Raw genomic sequence first — 17945 nt, forward strand, 5'->3', positions numbered from 1 at the left:
TTCCGGGACCCGTTTTCCCAGACGGCTTTGCCGCTGTCCGGTGGTGCGCCGAGAGGATTCAATTCTCGCAGAGCTTCCCCGCGAGCTCCAGACTGTGGAGACTTCCTTTTCGAGAATGGTGATCACGCTTGCGACGCCGTACTCTCCCGCAGCGCGCGGCCCAGCATTACGTCGTCGCTCCCACACCGATCGCCTTGAGGATGTCTGTGTCGCGACGAATGCCACCATCCAGCATCAAGCAGAAGTCTGGACCGACGGCCACGCGAATGCCGGTCGGGGCGCGGATCGTGCTGGCGCAATCTATACCGCTGATTTTGTCCCCGAAATACTTGACGTTTATGTAGGTCGAAGGTTTGACTCGGCTCAAGAGCTGAACGAAGAGGACGGCTCATCACCTCTGCCCTCATTTTGGCGAGAGCAATTCGATTGGTTGACAATGCTCCATCACCCATTCCGAACGCACCCGGCTTTTGTTCTCACGGAACGCCGCACAGTCGTGGAGATTGGCGCTCATGCGTGGGCGAGGCTCGTGATCAAGACGAGGTCAGGAGATAGGTTTTTACAGCATGGGTCAGGTTGGCTTTTCGGTAGGCCTTTTTACGCATAATCCCACCGCATGAGACGATAGTGAATTTATAGTCTGAAAAACTTGACAAAAACACTTAATGTCTGTCTTGCCTGATTATCTTCCATCTAACCGCGACAACGGCAACGGGTATCGCCGTCACTGCGGGTCAACGCGATCCAAAACACTCGCCTTGTGGTCCTCGGGGATGCCCATACACCACAATCATTCAGCACAAGGCGGACAAGAGGTAAAAGGCCAGAGATGGCCCGTCATGACAACAAGTGCCGCCCACGAGGCAAGGTTCACCATTGGTCGTCACTAAGCGATCCGGCGACTTTCTTGCAAGACGGGCACACCAATATTTGAGGTTTCACGTGCGAGTACTTCCCGTCATTCCATCGATCATCTTCGGGATTGTGGCGATCGCAATTCTGAGCATTGTCTTCGGTTCGTGGTATACGATCGACCAGGGGGAGCGCGGCGTCATCTTGAGATACGGGGCCATTGCCGGAACCGCGGAGCCAGGGCTCGGATTCAAGCTGCCGGTCATCGATACCGTCGTACGGATATCGGTCCAGTCGAAAGCAGCGGTATACGACGCGATGGAAGCGTATAGTCGCGATCAGCAGCCGGCGACCGTTAAGCTGTCAGTGAACTACCGCATTCCAGTTGATCGGGTCGCTGCAGTTTACGAGCAGTACGGGTCGGAGGCAGGTCTGCTGGGGCGGCTAATTGAGCGTCGGGTGTTCGAAGAGACGAAGACGGTGTTCGGACGGTTCAACGCAGTTACCGCCATCCAGGAGCGTGGCAGGCTCAATCAGGAAATTGCTATGGCGATTCAAGAGGGTGTTCAGGGGCCGGTCACCATCGAGAGCGTACAGATCGAGAATATCGACTTCTCCGATTCCTACGAGGCCAGCATTGAGCAGCGCATGCTGGCTGAGGTGGAAGTCCAGAAACTGCGGCAGAATGCGGAGCGGGAAAAGGTGCAGGCCGAGATCACCGTTACCCAAGCCAATGCCAGTGCCGATGCACGCCGTGCAGACGCTCAGGCACAAGCCGATGCGGTACGTTTGCAGGCCCAGGCGGATGCTGAAGCAATCAGGTTACGTGGTGATGCTGAAGCTTTGGCCATCAAAGCGCGCGGCGACGCCCTGCGCAACAACCCCGGACTCGTTTCCCTGACCCAGGCCGAGAGATGGGACGGTCGGCTCCCGACCACGATGCTGCCGAATGGCGCGCTTCCGATGATCGACCTGCGCAATCCCGGTTTGCCGGACGTTGAGCAGAGCGAGGGCCAATGACCGCACCGCAAGCATGAGGCGCTGTCTACCGAGGGCGTCGACCACCCGCAGGTCGGCGAGCTACCAATGGCGACAAGATTCCTGGCAAAGAAGTCGGGCGCGCGCGGCAGCCGCCGACAGCTGGGGTGCGGCATATTCCTGCGCCCGTGCGATCATCGTTTCCCCCGGCGAGACGGTCCGAGCCGTTGAAAGGCCACCGATCCCGCTTCTGCGCCTACCGGCAAAGATCGTTAGGGACCCGCGCCCGGTGCAGGTATGTGATGTAGGCCGTCGTCGCGCCGCAGACGTCTGTGCGAAGAAGCAGTAATGGCATCGTGCCGCCCAGGATAATTTGCACGGCCTTGATGACAACTACGATGGTCCAACGCGTCCGGGTGCCACCGTATACGGACGGGTATCGACCCGAACAGGTTGGTGAACTCTGCCCCATGCTTCGGGGGTGTGGACTGTCGAAGCTTCAATTTTCGTAAAGGCTCAGTCCCCTACAGCTACGCCTTCCCGTCGTGGATCGGCGCTGCCAGCCAAACCTTGGGGGGGCATCTCGATAGCATGCAAACCGGAATTCATCTCTCCCGGTTTCACCTCATATCCTATCGCCTTCAGGGGGCCGATCAGTTGTTCCGCGCTGGTGCCGGCCTCGATGTCGTACGTCCCGAACCGGTTGATGAGATGCGGCTGGGCGACGATCGCCTCGACCGGCATGTTCCAGTCAATGTAGGCGATCAGCGCCTGTGTCACATAGCCGATGATCTGGCTGCCGCCGGGAGAGCCAATGGCGAGCAGTGGTCTTCCGTCCTTCATCACGATAGTCGGGGCCATGGAGGAGCGCGGCCGTTTGCCGGGCTCAACGCGGTTGGCGACCGGCAGGCCGCCGTCATGGGTCTTGAAAGAGAAGTCCGTCAACTCGTTATTGAGCAGGAAGCCGTTCGTCATCAGACGCGAGCCGAAGCCGTTTTCGATCGTCGTCGTCATCGAGACCACGTTGCCATCCTTGTCGACAATGGCAAAATGGCTTGTGGAGGGCAACTCGAGCGCGGCATCCCGGCCCAAAAGTAGCGCGTGGTCCCATTCCGGTTCGCCGGCCTTGACTGCATCCTTGGCCAACGCCTTGTCACCATCGAGCAGCTTTGCTCTCTCACTCAGGTAGGTCTTGTCCAGCAAGCCCTTGATCGGTAGTGGCACGAAATCGGTGTCAGCGACGTAACGCTCGCGATCGGCAAAGGCGAGGCGCTGTGCATCGCCGATAATGCGCCAGCTTTCGCCATTTTTCGGACCCAGGCTCTTTAAATCGAAATTCTCCGCCAGGCCGAGTATCTGGCCGACGGCGATGGCGCCCGAAGAGGGCGGTCCCATCCCGCACACATCAAGAGCACGATAATTGAAGCAGACAGGGTCGCGCTCGATAACGCGATAATTGGAAAGATCGGCCAGCGACAGCACACCGGGATTGTCGGCCGCCTCACGCACAGTCTTGACGATCGCCTCGGCAATTCTCCCTTTATAAAAAGCATCGGCGCCGCCTTTGGCAAGCATCGCAAGCGTGTCGGCATAGGCCGTGTTCTTCAACAGGGCACCGGTCTGCAGGGCGGCCCCGGAGGTGTCGAAGAAATAAGACCGGGCCTCATTATATTTCTTCAACCGGTCGCCCTCGGACGCGATCAGGGAGGCAAGGCGCGGCGACACCTTAAAGCCCTCCGTCGCCAGCGTTTTCGCCGGCTTCAGTAGGCTTGCCCATTCGGTCTTTCCATAGCGTTTGTGGGCTTCCTCCAGAAGTCGCACTGTTCCCGGTGTGCCAACTGAGCGGCCGCCGACCACTGCGTTCATGAATTTTAGCGGTTGGCCGTTGTCATCCAGGAAGAGCTTTGGCGTGGCTTCGATCGGCGCTGTCTCCCGGCCGTCAAAAGTTGTCAGCTTGCCGCTCTTTGCGTCGTAGTAGACGAGGAAGGCACCCCCGCCGAGGCCGGAACTCTGTGGTTCAACAAGGCCCAGCACGGTCTGTACCGCCACCATTGCATCTATGGCGTTGCCGCCCGCTGCGATTACGTCGTGCCCAGCCTCGGCCGCCAGCGGATTGGCCGCCGCCACCATGAAGCTCTTTGACTCGATACGTTTGGCAGCCGCAACATCCGTTGCTTTCTCGGGCGCCACCGTGTCGGACGCCTGCTGCGCGGAGGCGATGGTGGTGGAAAGCATAAGGGCAAGAAAAGCCTCACTGAGAAATCTCATTTTCATTAGCCTTATCCTCCATAGAGGGATAACCAGTTCATGTAAGCCAGCAGGCGGGTTGAACCCGTGTTAACTCCAGCAGGGATGGTTTTCGAACTCTTCCTTCGTTCCCGCAAAGGCTTGGCCTTCACGAGTATTTCGGCCCCGTCCGCTGGTTCGCCCTCAATGCTATTGAGCATCGGTATGGAGCGCTGCTCTTTTTCGGCACTATGATGGCTGTTTCGCCGCATGTCCATCATGGCGGAGGCTCGAAATATCGTTGGAAACGGAGCCTCCGTTAACAGCAGTGTCGCCGGTTCGATTTGCATCAAGAGCGGGATATCTAAATAAACAGGATGCTCATCCTCGTTAATGATCATCTTGAATTTTGGTGTCAGTCTGCAATGTCAAAGCCCTCATTTCTGTAGAGGTGATATCGATGCCGGCAGTCACCATCCGAAACCTTTCTGACGAAACACATCGTGCCTTGCGGGTGCGGGCGGCTCATCATGGCCGAAGCACTGAGGCCGAGATCCGCGATATTATTGAAGCCGCCGTTCGTCCCACCGAACGAGTTAAGCTTGGCTCTTTAATTAGTCGCTATTGGCCGCGATGCTGAGCTTGCCGACAGCGACGTTGACGCCCTGCAGAAAAGTCGCGACCGGACAGCTGCTGAACCGATGAATCATCGAATGATCTTGCTCGATACGACCGTTATATCCGAGCCATGGAAACAGATCCCTAATGAGGCAGATCCGCCTGTTCGAGGTCCGGGCGATGACACCCAGGATGCCGATCACCAGGGCGAGGGCCATGCCGGCAAATGCGAGGCCAAACGTTCCTCGCGTTGCCCATAGCAACTCAGGGGCGCGATCGAAGACCGCGCCGAAGTCTAACATAATTCATACGAAACTTCCTACTCCTGGCGCAGCCTCCGCCGCGCCAGATCACGAATGTTCTAGCCTACCGACTGCAGAACTCTCCGCGTCTTCAAGTTCAGATATCTCAGATGTGCCAGCGGAGCCAGGTCGCCGACGAGCGGAACCTCCACTGATATCGCAGCCTTGCCGGCTAGTTTGGCAAGCAGGTCTTTGAGCGCAAGAATGCCATCGCCTGGAGCCAGCCGGCCTGCCCGCGCTTCATTCACCATGTCCTCCGGCCGCGATGGGACTGGACCCGTCACGTCGCAGAGCTGCAGGTGGTTCACGATGTCAGCATTGATTTCGCTGATGTTCCCACCGTTCCTGAAAAAGTGGATGGCATCAACCAAAGCACCTGCGTTTGCTTGCTTGCAACCGTCGACCAGTGCAGCGCTGCGAGCATATGTATTGATCGTGCGCCAGCCCATGTTTTCGATATCGACCCCCATGCCGTAACGAGCGGCCAGTTGGCATAACGCGACGAGGTTGCCGATCAAACGTTCGTGGTCATTATCGTCGCCACAGGCACTCAAGCGCTTGGCTCCGATATCGGCCGCAGCCGCAACGATGTGTTCGACCGAGGCCGCTTTAAAATCTGCCCCGAGAATAAAGAACTCGATATCGAAGACTTTCATGCCTTCGCCGTCGAGTACGACCCGAAATTCTGATGCTGCCCTACTGCCTTGCGCCAATTCGTAGAAAGGTGCCCCAGGAAAGGCGGGGTGAAGCCGAAGCCCGACCGCGTTGAAACCTGCTGCTGCAGCCTGCTCCACGAATTGTACCGGAGGCAGTTGAATCGCGGAAAAGTGCGCTACCCCGATTGGAGCTCTTTCGATGTCGGAAAGATTGCTCATCGCACGACCCCCGTCCGCGCGAGATGCTCAAGCAGGTTTGTACCGGTGCGATGGATGTGCTGGCGGAGCTTGTCCGTGGCATAATCCAGGTCCCTCGCGACCGCGCCCTGGGCGATTTCGCTGTGTTCCTGGCCGACGTTTCGGTCGCCCGACGTCTGCGTCAGGAATATTCGGCGATAGCGGTCGTTAAGGTTGAGGAGCGTTTTGCAAAAGTGCAGCAAAAGAGGCTTTCCGCACCCTGAAATAAGGGCGAGGTGGAAATCGCGATGGGCCGCTTCCCAGTGCTCCAGCGTCTCTGGTCTGCTGGCATCTCGTTCCGTGCGGTTGAGCTTGTGGAGCACACGCATGACATTGCTTTCCCACTCCACGTCGCCGACCCGGATTGATTCCCTCAGGGCGAAGACCTCGAGCTCTTCGCGCAGGCTGGTGATCTCCTCGAGATTGGCCAGCGAAATCGGCGACACGCGATAACCGCGATTGTCCTCGAACTCGACGAGGCCGTCGGAAATCAACCGGGCAAGACCTTCGCGAAGAGGGCTGAGACTGACATTGAACGACTGTCGAGCCCTGTCGAGATGGATCTTGCTGCCGGCTTCAAGTTCGCCCGAGATGATCGCTTCCCGCAATCGAAATGCCAGCTGACTGCTGATCGTGTTCTTCCCGTCGTCGGAAAAGCCACCGTTCCCGGACTGCTCGTTTAGCGAATTTGGGGCCTCAGCCTGCGTCATAAAACCTCCCGGACACATTCGTGCCTCATCGATGATCGTTATGATAAACGATGATTTATGTCAACGATAGCGAGCTGCATTTCTGCTTACTCCCCGGAACTGAGATGTTGGCGTAATTTTTATTTAGGTAAAACATATGCATATAGATGTTTGTCTTATCTTGCTTGACGGAAAGTTCTCGTAAAAGACAAAAGAATCTTGACGAATAATCGATTATCGAAGTATCGATGCCGTCGCGGAGGTGGCCAATGGTAATCAAGACTGAGAGCGACGTGACTCCTGCCGTACTGGCAGTAATGGAGCAGACATCCGATCCCCGGGCCCGGGAAATTCTGATGGCGCTGGTGAAACATCTCCATGCGTTTGTGCGAGAAGTGCGACTGACCGAAGTTGAATTCCGGGAGGCAACCGCCATCCTGAACGAGATCGGCCAGTTGCAGACCGATAGCCATAACGAATTCGTTTTGATGTCCGGCTCTCTGGGCGTGTCTTCTCTCGTTTGCCTGCTTAACAACGGCGACAGAGGGCAGACCGAAACCTCGCAGTCGCTTCTCGGCCCGTTCTGGCGCCTTAATTCTCCCTGGGTCGAAAATGGCGGGACCATTATTCGCTCCGACACGCCCGGCACACCGCTGTTTGTCAGAGCGAACGTGATTGATCGCGACGGCAGGCCGATTCCCGGAGCGGAGGTCGATGTCTGGCACGCGTCTCCAGTCGGCCTCTATGAGAACCAGGATCCCGACCAGGCGGAGATGAATCTCCGCGGAAAGTTTATGACCGACAAAAAAGGACGGTTCTGGTTCAGGACCGTGAAGATGGTCGGTTATCCGATCCCGGTGGACGGCGTCGTCGGGCGTCTTCTCAAGGCTCAGGGTCGCCACCCTTATCGACCGGCGCATCTGCACGCACTGATTTTCAAGCACGGTTACAAAACACTGATCTCGCAGGTCTTCGATCCGAGCGATCCCAACATCGAGTCCGACGTTCAGTTCGGGGTCACCGCGGCGCTGACAGGTGATTTCGTCCGCCATGACGAACCGCATCCCACGGATAAAGACGTTGAGGGGCCGTGGTTCTCGCTCGACTACACCTATGTGATGGAGCCCGGTGAAGCTGTCCTGCCGCACCCACCGATCAAATAGATATTGTTTCTGGAGTCTCATCATGATCAGCGAAGACCTGCGCCAGGCGGCGGCAGATGCCATATTGAAGGCAGAGACCGATCGCCAACCGATCGTCCAGCCGAGCAAGACCTATCCTGACCTCGACCTGGAAGATGCCTACCGTATTCAGGCGCTCTGGGCGCAGTCGCGTGTCGCTCGCGGCGCACGCATTATTGGTCATAAGATAGGCCTGACCTCGCGCGCCATGCAGATGGCGTCGAAGATGACCGAACCCGATTATGGCGTCATCCTGGACGACGCGCTTTACAACGACGGATCTCAAATCAGGTCCGACCTATTCATTAAGCCGCGCCTGGAGGTCGAGCTGGCGTTCATCATGGGTGAAGGCCTTGAAGGCACGGGCACCCGAATCTACGACGTCATGCGGGCGACGGAGTTCATCGTGCCGGCGCTTGAGATTATCGACTACCGGACTGACGTGCCGCGCGCCATCACCGATACAATCGCCGACAATGCCGCCTTTGGAGCAATTGTCGTCGGCGGGCGCGTGATACGCCCCATGGATATCGATATCCGTTGGGTCGGGGCAACGCTTTCAAAAAACGGGATCATTGAAGAGTCCGGAGTGTCGGCGGCGATCATGGGGCACCCTGCAGCGGGTGTCGCCTGGCTGGTCAACAAATTGCACGCCGTTGGTAGCGGCTTGAAAAAGGGGCAAATCGTCCTTGCGGGTTCGTTTACCCGACCGGTCGATATCCTCAAGGGCGATGTCATCCAGGCCGACTATGGTCCTGTTGGCTCAATTGGTGTTTCTTTCGTGTGAGGTTGAAAATGGAACTTCCTGTCAATCAGTTTAAAGCGAAGCTACGTGCGGGGAAAAGCCAGATCGGACTATGGTGCGGACTCCCGGGAAGCTACGCGGCAGAGATCGTCGCACCGGCCGGCTTCGACTGGCTCCTCTTCGATACCGAGCACTCCCCCAGCGACGTACTGACGGTGCTTCCACAGTTGCAGGCGGTGGCACCCTATCAGGTATCGCCGGTGGTGCGGCCAGCGGTCAACGATCCGGTGCTGATCAAGCGCTTCCTCGATATCGGCGTCCAGACGCTCCTGATCCCATATATTCAGAACGCGGAGGAAGCTAGAGCCGCCGTGGATGGCACGCGCTATCCGCCTGCGGGTATTCGTGGCGTCTCGGCTCTAACGCGAGCAACGCGTTTTGGTCGGGTCAAGAACTACGCGCAGAATGCCGCCCGGGAGCTGTGTGTTCTTGTACAGGTTGAAACACGGGAAGCCTTGGCGCATGTCGAGGCCATAGCCTCGGTTGACGGCGTCGATGGCGTATTCATCGGTCCGGCCGATCTCGCAGCGAGCTTTGGGTATCCGGGCCAGCCCGGTCACCCGGAAGTGGTCGCTGCGATCGAAACGACGATCGCCCAGCTGAAGCGCCTCGGGGTTCCGGCCGGTATTCTTACGCCTGATGAGACCTTTGCAGCCCGCTGTATCGAATTGGGAACGCTGTTCACCGCTGTCGGGGTCGATGTCGCCCTCCTTGCTCGCGGTGCGGAGAAGCTGGCGGGCCGGTTTGCGGAGACGACTTAAATATGCCCGCTCTCACCTTCGATATCGGCGAAATCGCGCCGACGGGGTCGATACGCGCGGCTGTGAACATCGCAAATGCCGCTCTGGTTCGTTTCGAGGAGCGAACCGGCGAACTGATCGGACCCAGCGTCGATCTTGCGAAATCGTTGGCGGCCGAAATCGGCTGCCAGCTTTTGGTCAAAGCGTACCCGTCTGCCGCGGCGATCATGGCGGCAGACGAACGGAATGACTGGGATATAGCCTTCATTGCAGCTGATCCATCGCGCGCAGACCGCTTTGACTTCTCGCCGCCGTACGCGTTCGTCACCGCAACCTATCTTGTTCTACGAGATTCTCATATTTACTCGGTCGCTGAAGTCGACGTTCCCGGCTGCCGAATCTCGGCGGCAGGGGAGGCGGCGTATACCAAGCAGCTTGAAAGGCTGCTTAAGGATGCCGCAATCGTTTATACTGAAAGCCCAACCGCAGCGATTGAAATGCTGAAGACTGGAGGATGCGATGCGGCCGCGGGATTAAAAGATTTCCTCCAGGACGCTGCAGCGCAAGGTGAGCGATTGCGCACATTAGAGGGCACGTTTCTTGAGATTCCGCAAACTGTTGCCATCCGGAAAGGGACGAAAGCAGCGCCGTTCGTGTCAGATTTTGTGGGCACGCACGTCAAGAATTCTTTCGTCCGATAACCACCATGAGACAGATTGTGACGGCAGTTGGCGGTCGCCAGCTCAGGTCAAGAGTTTTACGCGCCCGGCCCCTTCGTCCCTTGAATTAAGCTTGCCGGGCAGGCGGCATGGGGGATAGCGCTTCGGGGCGTCCAACCCGGCAGGAGGTCGATCAGTCGCTCGCGCGAAATGGCGGGCAGGGGCAAGTTTCGAGTTTGGGGCGTGTTTTTGCCCCGAGCGCATCCGCGGTAAAACCAACTGGGCTCGGTTCCGGCAGGGGCAAACTGACACTTGAGCAAATTCGCTTCACCCCGCCTATTGCTCCAGCGTTCTTGACGCGACAGCGGGCACGCTCCTTGAACTAATCCAGTATTCTGGCTTCAACGCACGCGTCAATAAACGCGTCGCGCGCGCGCTCGCACGGAGCAAAGTCTCCGTCCCGGTCATCGCACATATCAAGCGCGCGGGCATAAGTGTCGCTCTTCCCACAATGCCAGTTGCTAGCCAAGAACTCGTAGGCCTGCCGCAAAGTTTCGATTCTCTTCGCGCCGAAGTTACCGCAGCGCACATAGACGGGCTTTACCCACAGCCCTCGGCGATCACGAAGATCGGTTGTCATAGCAATATATCCTTCCTGTCAAACCAAACAGTCGTCCAACAAGGTGGCGTTAGATCTATGATAGTTCTTCCTGTTCAATCGGGGTCATGAAACGCTCCCAGTATTGTCTTTCTGCGATTCTGGACGCCGCAGCGCTTTCTTGCCGGAATTGCTTGTCGTTGCGCAGACAGGGAATCACCGAGTGATCTTTCATCGGCAACGATGCGTCGATCAGGCCGCTGGATATTAAGCGTCTCCATAATCTCGTTGCGTGTCGGAATTGTCCCTTCCCTACGATAAATAAGCGGCCACGCGCACATTTCTCATTGCAGAGTAGGCGCTGTTGTTGCGATCCCGTTTGACGCGCGTCAAAGCCAATCAATATCCTCACTTTGGGAAGCATTGGTCGAGCGCCCGCAATCTCAATGCACATTTCGCAAAATACTCCAGCAGCCGTTGATGTTCATCAACGCCGGCTTGCTCCGGGATGGCATGGTGTCCAGTCAGGTGAAAAATGGAGATAACCAGATGCAAGAATATCAAAGCCAACAGAAGGGCAGACGTACCTTTCAGGAAAATATCCGCGATAAACCGGCGCAACCAAATTTGCACCAAGTGCCGGACTTCGAGCTTCAGAGGCACGAAAATGGCGGCTGGCGGTTATCGGCAGTCTCTGATCGAGGCCTTCACTGGATTGCGGCAAACTTCAATGAGTGGAGTAGCGGGGACACCGTGCTCAACCTGGAGCAGGCCAACAAATTTTTGCGGGAAGCACGGAAATATTCTCTCTGTACAAACTACAAAGGCCCGAATGGTAAAACAGTTGTCTGAGATCGTCGGACAGCAACCAAGTGGCGTTGGCCTTTCGAATGCGTCGTAAAGGTTAAGGTCTATTCGAAGCGGTGGGATTTTTTGCCGGGAACTAAAGCGACATTGAGAACATGGGAGGATAAAAAAATGTTGATAAGAGAGATGGCGTACAACGAATGCATTGCTCTGATCGAGGATCAAAGATTGGCGCGAATGGCCTGCGCCAAGGACAATTCCCCGTATGTCGTGCCGATATACTATGCCTACTCTGAAAACCGGCTTTACGCTTTTTCGATGCCGGGAAAAAAGCTGGAATACCTGCGGTCGAATCCCCGTGCCTGTCTGCAGGTGGAGAAAAATGAAAGCGATCACCAGTGGGCAAGCGTCATAATTGATGCATCCTTCCGAGAATTGCCGAACGAAGATCCGCCTGGCAAGGAGCGGCTGAACGCCTGGTCGCTGCTCGCGACCCACTTCGACTGGTGGGAGCCCGGTTCCCTCAAACCTCAGCCGCAACCTGTCCGGGATACTTCACGGCATATCTTTTTCGCTTTGGATATCCGTGAATTAAGTGGAAGGAAAGCGATACGGGGCGAACCCGAAATGCTTTCGCCTCAATAAATGAAGGCGAGGGCACGCATGAAGTAGATGGTCGTCAGCTTAGCCTCCGACAGCCCCATGACTGTTTCGTTGTCTGAGCGCCGGCCGGCATTTTGGGTCTTGTAGGCGCCTGCTTTATATCGCTGGGATCGGAGCGGTTCCTGCACTGAATTTGAAGGAGGACCATGTCATGACGATCTATAATGAGCGCGAGAAGGCGGCTGAGAAGCAATATATAAATCAGGTCGAGAAACCGTTCAAAATTCGTGCGAGGCGCGACAGGATGCTGGCGATCTGGGTGGCCACGCTGCTCGGCCGGGACATCGAGCGCTGTCTGGAAGAAATTATCGAAGTTGATTTTTCACGCGGCGAGGAAGGCATTTTTCAAAAACTGGAACGCGATATCGGAATCCTGGGACTGTCGGACGCCCATAAACTGGTACGAGAGAAAATGAACAAGTGCCTTGTGGATGCGGTGCATGAAGTCGAAGGGTCGATAACCCAATAGTGACGTGTTGATTGCTCCACTGGCATAAGGCGTCGGACCTATGTCGGTGCCGGAACAACCGTTTTGCCAGACTGGATAAAAATCTAATAACGCTGGTTAGGCGTGCAGCCGCGCTGAGACGGTTGGATGTGGAGAACAGAACTCGCGCCTCTGCGCGCCGTACCGGTTGCCTTTTGCATGCCGTTTTTCCAACGAAATAGACAGGGGGCTTCTTACAAAATTCAGGGGGCGTGTTGACCATGGTCAATGGCAGGCGTCACGCGTTCTCGGATCATGACCGCGTTCATAACGAGTAAAAGGGAGAATGGTCATGAATGACAATACTCTGCGGCAAAACATCATCGATGAACTCGAATTCGAACCGAGTATCGATGCGGCGAACATTGGTGTTGCCGTTGACGCCGGCGTGGCAACCCTTACAGGACACGTGCCGACCTACATGCAGAAAGCGTCGGTGGAATCCATTGTTCTAAGGGTAAAAGGGGTCAAGGGCCTCGCTGAGGAAATCGAGGTTCGCCCTTTCAGTGCCAATCTGACAGCCGATGACGAGATCGCCAAGCGCGCCGTCAGCACCATCAAATGGAACACGGTGGTTCCCGATGATGCCGTCAATGTTCAGGTCGAGAAGGGCTGGATAACTCTCAGGGGCGCGGTTGAATGGCGATATCAAAAAGAAGCCGCCGCGGATGCAATACGCCCCTTGAGTGGTGTGCGTGGTGTAACCAATTGGATCGAAGTCAAGCCGAAGGTCTCTGTTGCTGACGTAAAAAAGCGTATCGAAGATGCGCTGAAGCGCAATGCAGAAGTTGAAGCCCAGAAGATCAAGATCAACGTTGCCGACGGGCAGGTGATTCTGGAAGGCCAGGTCGACGCCTGGTCCGAACGCCAGGCGGCCGAAAGGGCGGCGTGGGCAGCGCCCGGCGTCCGTTCGGTCGTCGACCATCTGCGGATTTTTTGATCGGCGCGCGTCGCGGCTCATCGTGATCCGTGGCGTGCTTTTCCCGCTGGCGCTTCTATTGAATATCGTGGCCGCGGCGGATGCGACCACTATTCGTCAATAATCATGGGCGCGTCGATCGCGATGCTTCAAAAACGATATGACTTTTTGACACGCCTGGAGAAACGTATCGGGCTCTCCGCGTCCATATAAACTATTGCATGGCATTTTCCTGCTCTCAGCATGTCTGCAGCCTTCTTTTGTGCTGCCACCGTTGACGAGGATCAAGGCTGCAGCACGACAACTCGTTCATTTTGATGCTCTACATTACGGGAGAAGCAGAATGACATTCTCTACGCTCTTGCTTGTCACCAAAGGTGAAACGGTGGAGGCCGATGGCAGCACCGGTGTAAATTTGGCCTGCGCGACGGAAAGTCACCTTTCGCTGCTGTTGGCCGGGGTAGCGTTGCCCCCGCCGGTCGGCGCGCACATGGAGAATGTTGCGGCGGCGTGGCTGGGCGAGAGACAGGCCGATCAGGACAGGCTGGCACGACGTGCCCGCGCTCTGGAGGCCTACTGCAAGGGAAGAATTCCCTCGTATGACATCGAGGAAGCCTACACCGAAATTTTTAACATGGACAACCTTGTCGGATACAGGGCGCGATTTGCCGACGCCGTTGTTCTGGCCCCGGATATTCTGGCCGATCCCGCCTTACGCGATGCGATCCTTGACGGGGCATTGTTTCATGCGCACGTACCGGTGCTGATCGATCCCGCCAGGAGCCTTTCATGCGACAGGAATTCTGTTCTCATTGCCTGGTCTGACACTCCGGAAACGGCAGCCGCAGTCAGGGCGAGCGTTCCGCTTCTCAAACGCGCGCGGTCCGTCCAAATCGTGATCGGTGATCCGGAGGACGGGCAGGAACGTGCATCTGATTTGCGATCGTATCTCTCACATCAACGGATTGCAGCGTCGATTGATACTATAAAAAGCGAAGGCCGCACGACAGCCGAGACCATAGAGGCATATGCGGACCGTGTGCAGTCAAGCCTGGTTGTCGTGGGTGCTTACGGTCATTCCCGGCTTCGCGAACGCATCTTTGGCGGCATCACACGCACCCTCGTTGAACAGATCAAGCGACCACTCTTTCTGGCGCGATGAAGAACCGGGGGCCGTGTGCGGGCTAGTGCGAAAACGGCTTCAGACGAAGAGGAGGACAATGATGAAAGCTCTCGTTTTTGAGGGGCCGGGTAAAAAGGTGCTTGCGGACAGGCAGATTCCCATCATTCGCGATGCGACGGATGCGCTCGTGCGGGTTACCAAAACGACGATTTGCGGCACTGACCTGCATATCCTCAAAGGGGACGTTCCGAGTTGCGCCCGAGGCCGGGTTCTTGGACATGAGGGGGTTGGCGTTATAGAAGACGTAGGCGCCGCAGTGTCGCAATTCAGAAAGGGCGACCGCGTGCTGATTTCCTGCATCTCATCGTGTGGGAAATGCGAATATTGCCGTCGTGGAATGTATTCGCACTGCAAGACAGGCGGCTGGATACTGGGCAATACGATCGACGGTACACAGGCTGAATTCGTACGCATCCCGCACGCCGATACAAGCCTCTATCCCATTCCAGCCGGCGCCGATGAGGAGGCTTTGGTCATGCTGAGTGACATACTGCCAACCGGATTCGAGTGCGGTATCCTCAATGGCAAGGTCGAGCCTGGCAGTACAATTGCGATCATAGGCGCTGGCCCCATTGGACTGGCGGCGCTTTTGACGGCGCAGTTCTACTCACCCGCCGAAATAATCGTGGTCGATCTCGATGACCATCGTCTCGACGTGGCCAACCAATTCGGTGCGACACATACGATCCGCGCCGGCAATCCCGACGGGGCGGCTCGAATTTTCGAACTCACGGACGGAAAGGGTGTCGATACGGCGATTGAGGCCGTCGGCGTTCCTTCTGCATTCGAGTTTTGCCAGGAGATCGTTGCACCCGGTGGTGTGATCGCCAACATCGGCGTACACGGCACCAAGGCAGACCTGCATCTGGAAAAGCTCTGGTCGCGGAACATTTCAATCACAACGCGGCTGGTCGATACCGTTAGCACGCCCATGTTGTTGCGGACCGTGAGGTCCGGCAAGATCGATGCCGGAAAGCTCATCACGCACCGCTTCAGCTTAGACGACATTCTCGATGCTTATGACACTTTCAGCCGCGCGGCCAACACACATGCGCTCAAGGTCATCATCGAGATGCCGGCGAAACAGCAACCCGGTTTGCAAACGGACGACAGCCAGTCCTCCGCCGGTGGCATTGCGGGACACCACGATGCTCACCTCGCGACGCGATCCGGCTTGTCAATTGATGTGCGAACCGTAAGGAGTGACGACGAGCCGCGCCTTGCGGAGCTTTTCAAACACGTCACACCGCAGGATCGTCGCTTCCGCTTCCTTGGCGGTATCGGTGAGGTGAGTCATGAACGGCTGATTGCAATGACCAGGGTCGATCATCGGTTGACCGAGAATTATCTCGCCTTCGTGGCGGGGACGGACATCCTCATTGCGTCGGCCATGTTGGCCTGCGACGTTTCCGGAGAGAAAGCCGAGGTCGCCATCGCCGTGCATGCCGAGTACAAAAACAGGGGCGTTGCGTGGGAATTGCTAGGCTTTGTATCAGATCGAGCGCGTGAAAAAGGCGTTCGCACGTTACAAGCGATCGAAAGTCGAGATCATCATGACGCTGTTAAGCTTGAAGAGGAGCAGGGATTTGTCGCAAGACCCTTCGAGGGCGATGCAACTCTGGTTCTGATCGAGAAAAATCTGGGCTGATGCGTTGACGTACACTGATCTGAAGATCGTGCTCCTTAAGCGTACCCCACCCATCAAATGGGCGCATGGTATCCTCACCTCACGGACCGGTTTCTTCGAGGGTGCGTCTTATTTTACGCAATATGACGCTGCGTTGTTTCTCGTCAGCTGCCTTGTCCAGCCTGTCTTGCAGGTCCATGACTAGTGACTGGAAATCATTATGCCAATCCCCGCGCCCGACCCGTATCGGTTGCAGTCGAGGGAGTTCCTGCTTCGCCGAGAGGAGAATAGCACCTGTGCCCGTGAGGCTGTAGGTCGTGTCCAGATCAGGCTCGATGATCGCGAACGACGGGTTCATGGCCGCAAGGCGCGCGTTCAAACCGGAAATGGCGGGACGTTCGCCATGTACCAGAAAAATGGCGTGTTTGACCGGAACTCTGGCGGCAACCCACGCGGCAAGTTCTGGCGCGTCCGCATGACCGCTGTAGACGTCGAGCTTACGAATACTGGCCCGCACGACGATTTCATCGCCCTGAATACGAACGGCAGACGCTCCATCCTCTAATATACGGCCAAGGGTGCCCGAGGCCTGATATCCTACCAAGAGAACGGTCGCTTCCGGCCGCCACAACCAGTTCTTCAGACGATGACGAATGCGGCCCGCCTCGCACATGCCACTCGCGGCGATAACAATGTGAAAGCCTTTGAGATTATCTATGGATCTGGATTGCTCGGCGGTCTCTGTGAAGCGAATTTGGCGCGAGCGGAGTGCGCGCAAGAGAAGCTCACCATTTTCGAGTTCCCGGGCATGACGGCTGAAAACCTCCGTCGCCCGTGTTGCAAGTGGTGAATCGATAATAATCGGGCACCGTGTGATGGCGCCTGCATCTAACAGACTGACCAGATCGGCAAGAAGTTCCTGCGTCCGTTCGACAGCGAAGGAGGGAATGAGAAGCACTCCGCTTTGATGACGGGCAGCGAGTTGAACCTCATCTTTAAGCATCCTTCGCCTCTGCTCCGCGGAGGGGTCATTGCGATCGACATCACCATAGGTACTTTCGCAGACAAGGTAATCCAGACCGGCAGGCCCCTCCGGCCTTGAATGGAACAGTTTGTGTTGCGGTCCGATGTCACCAGAAAAAAGAAGACGTTGCTGCTCAGGTCCGTTTCCGACTTCAATTTCTACGGATGCAGAGCCAAGAAGGTGCCCTGCGTTCCAGAAGCGGAACCGAAAGGCTGGTGAAATCACCATCCATTGCTTCATGGGATGAGCGCGAAACTGGGTCAAGGCCGAGGATGCATCCATGGCTGTGTAGATCGGGGTGACGAGCTTTCGCCCCCGATGCTCATTGCGGCGGTTGAGTTGTTCGACTTCCATTTCCTGGATATGGCCAGAATCGGGCAACATGACTGTGCAAAGATCACGTGTTGCAGCGGTACAGAAAATGGGGCCGTCATACCCATCTTTTACGAGCTTCGGCACGAGGCCGGTATGGTCGATATGTGCGTGGGTAAGGATGACAGCGTTCAACCTGGCTGGAGCGAAAGGAAAGGGACGGTAATTCAGTTCCTTTTCGGTTTTGGATCCCTGAAACAAGCCGCAATCGATCAATACGCGTTCGTCGCCGTATTCGATGAGAAAGCATGAGCCGGTTACCGCGCCGGCCGCGCCATGAAAGGTTATCGACGGGCTGTATGACATTTTGCCTCCGATCGCG

18 protein-coding genes and 4 pseudogenes are annotated in these 17945 nt (G+C 56.7%); 14 read left to right on the forward strand and 8 right to left on the reverse strand.

The window, feature by feature from the left end:
* Positions 1–166: 166 nt before the first annotated feature.
* Complete coding sequence (locus V6S97_RS29210) at positions 167–262, reverse strand: alpha-hydroxy-acid oxidizing protein (protein WP_442886085.1); 96 nt, start codon at positions 260–262, stop codon at positions 167–169.
* 680 nt (positions 263–942) lie between these two features.
* On the opposite strand from V6S97_RS29210, the gene V6S97_RS20825 reads away from it, so the two are divergent.
* Complete coding sequence (locus V6S97_RS20825; RefSeq protein WP_077998846.1) at positions 943–1872, forward strand: prohibitin family protein; 930 nt, start codon at positions 943–945, stop codon at positions 1870–1872.
* Positions 1873–1893: 21 nt separating this feature from the next.
* A pseudogene (locus tag V6S97_RS20830) lies at positions 1894–2116 on the forward strand (DNA polymerase Y family protein); the annotation flags it as partial.
* Between the two features lie 230 nt (positions 2117–2346).
* Here V6S97_RS20830 and ggt read toward each other — a convergent pair.
* Together ggt and V6S97_RS20840 are read right to left on the reverse strand one after the other, a co-directional pair.
* Positions 2347–4104: a gamma-glutamyltransferase gene (gene ggt, locus V6S97_RS20835; protein WP_334427671.1), complete on the reverse strand. Its 1758-nt coding sequence runs from the start codon at positions 4102–4104 to the stop codon at positions 2347–2349.
* A 5-nt stretch (positions 4105–4109) separates the two neighbouring features.
* Positions 4110–4457 carry a hypothetical protein gene (locus V6S97_RS20840; RefSeq protein WP_334427672.1) on the reverse strand — a complete coding sequence of 116 codons (348 nt, stop codon included), beginning with the start codon at positions 4455–4457 and terminating at the stop codon, positions 4110–4112.
* 59 nt (positions 4458–4516) lie between these two features.
* Between V6S97_RS20840 and V6S97_RS20845 the strand changes: the two are divergent.
* Positions 4517–4760 (forward strand): annotated as a pseudogene (locus V6S97_RS20845) (FitA-like ribbon-helix-helix domain-containing protein); the annotation flags it as partial.
* Between the two features lie 69 nt (positions 4761–4829).
* Here V6S97_RS20845 and V6S97_RS29215 read toward each other — a convergent pair.
* The 3 genes and pseudogenes from V6S97_RS29215 to V6S97_RS20860 form a co-directional block, all read right to left on the reverse strand.
* A pseudogene (locus V6S97_RS29215) lies at positions 4830–4976 on the reverse strand (amino acid ABC transporter permease); the annotation flags it as partial.
* A 59-nt stretch (positions 4977–5035) separates the two neighbouring features.
* Positions 5036–5851: a sugar phosphate isomerase/epimerase family protein gene (locus V6S97_RS20855; protein WP_334427673.1), complete on the reverse strand. Its 816-nt coding sequence runs from the start codon at positions 5849–5851 to the stop codon at positions 5036–5038.
* Positions 5848–6579 (reverse strand): GntR family transcriptional regulator, encoded by a 732-nt coding sequence (locus V6S97_RS20860; RefSeq protein ID WP_129567019.1) that lies wholly within the window; start codon positions 6577–6579, stop codon positions 5848–5850. The genes V6S97_RS20855 and V6S97_RS20860 overlap by 4 nt, the downstream gene beginning before the upstream one ends.
* A gap of 248 nt (positions 6580–6827) precedes the next feature.
* On the opposite strand from V6S97_RS20860, the gene V6S97_RS20865 reads away from it, so the two are divergent.
* From V6S97_RS20865 to V6S97_RS20880, 4 genes are read left to right on the forward strand one after another with little or no spacing between them, the layout of a single operon-like run.
* Positions 6828–7721: an intradiol ring-cleavage dioxygenase gene (locus V6S97_RS20865; protein ID WP_334427674.1), complete on the forward strand. Its 894-nt coding sequence runs from the start codon at positions 6828–6830 to the stop codon at positions 7719–7721.
* A gap of 22 nt (positions 7722–7743) precedes the next feature.
* Positions 7744–8526, forward strand: a complete 783-nt coding sequence (hpaH, locus tag V6S97_RS20870; protein WP_334427675.1) for a 2-oxo-hept-4-ene-1,7-dioate hydratase — start codon at positions 7744–7746, stop codon at positions 8524–8526.
* Between the two features lie 8 nt (positions 8527–8534).
* Positions 8535–9305, forward strand: a complete 771-nt coding sequence (gene hpaI / locus V6S97_RS20875; protein WP_129567021.1) for a 4-hydroxy-2-oxoheptanedioate aldolase — start codon at positions 8535–8537, stop codon at positions 9303–9305.
* Positions 9306–9307: 2 nt separating this feature from the next.
* A complete protein-coding gene (locus V6S97_RS20880; protein WP_334427676.1) occupies positions 9308–9985 on the forward strand; it encodes a transporter substrate-binding domain-containing protein in 678 nt (225 codons plus the stop codon).
* 340 nt (positions 9986–10325) lie between these two features.
* Here the strand turns inward: V6S97_RS20880 and V6S97_RS20885 are convergent, their stop codons facing one another.
* Positions 10326–10583 (reverse strand): DUF982 domain-containing protein, encoded by a 258-nt coding sequence (locus V6S97_RS20885; RefSeq protein WP_129567023.1) that lies wholly within the window; start codon positions 10581–10583, stop codon positions 10326–10328.
* 438 nt (positions 10584–11021) lie between these two features.
* On the opposite strand from V6S97_RS20885, the gene V6S97_RS20890 reads away from it, so the two are divergent.
* The 7 genes and pseudogenes from V6S97_RS20890 (at position 11022) to V6S97_RS20920 (ending at position 16248) form a co-directional block, all read left to right on the forward strand.
* Positions 11022–11393, forward strand: a complete 372-nt coding sequence (locus V6S97_RS20890) for a hypothetical protein (RefSeq protein ID WP_334427677.1) — start codon at positions 11022–11024, stop codon at positions 11391–11393.
* Between the two features lie 126 nt (positions 11394–11519).
* Entirely contained in the window at positions 11520–11993 is a 474-nt protein-coding gene (locus tag V6S97_RS20895; RefSeq protein WP_129567025.1) for a pyridoxamine 5'-phosphate oxidase family protein, read from the forward strand.
* 169 nt (positions 11994–12162) lie between these two features.
* Positions 12163–12480: an ATPase inhibitor subunit zeta gene (locus tag V6S97_RS20900; RefSeq protein ID WP_129567026.1), complete on the forward strand. Its 318-nt coding sequence runs from the start codon at positions 12163–12165 to the stop codon at positions 12478–12480.
* A gap of 310 nt (positions 12481–12790) precedes the next feature.
* On the forward strand, positions 12791–13438 hold the full coding sequence (locus V6S97_RS20905; RefSeq protein WP_129567041.1) for a BON domain-containing protein: 648 nt from the start codon (positions 12791–12793) through the stop codon (positions 13436–13438).
* 322 nt (positions 13439–13760) lie between these two features.
* Complete coding sequence (locus tag V6S97_RS20910; RefSeq protein ID WP_334427678.1) at positions 13761–14579, forward strand: universal stress protein; 819 nt, start codon at positions 13761–13763, stop codon at positions 14577–14579.
* A gap of 61 nt (positions 14580–14640) precedes the next feature.
* Positions 14641–15672: pseudogene (locus V6S97_RS20915) on the forward strand (zinc-dependent alcohol dehydrogenase family protein); the annotation flags it as partial.
* Positions 15673–15912: 240 nt separating this feature from the next.
* Complete coding sequence (locus V6S97_RS20920; RefSeq protein ID WP_334427737.1) at positions 15913–16248, forward strand: GNAT family N-acetyltransferase; 336 nt, start codon at positions 15913–15915, stop codon at positions 16246–16248.
* A gap of 79 nt (positions 16249–16327) precedes the next feature.
* Here V6S97_RS20920 and V6S97_RS20925 read toward each other — a convergent pair whose 3' ends face one another.
* A complete protein-coding gene (locus V6S97_RS20925; protein WP_129567029.1) occupies positions 16328–17929 on the reverse strand; it encodes an MBL fold metallo-hydrolase in 1602 nt (533 codons plus the stop codon).
* Positions 17930–17945 lie beyond the last annotated feature (16 nt).

This window comes from Agrobacterium sp. CCNWLW155, from assembly GCF_036888815.1.
Taxonomy (GTDB): Bacteria; Pseudomonadota; Alphaproteobacteria; order Rhizobiales; family Rhizobiaceae; genus Agrobacterium; species Agrobacterium radiobacter.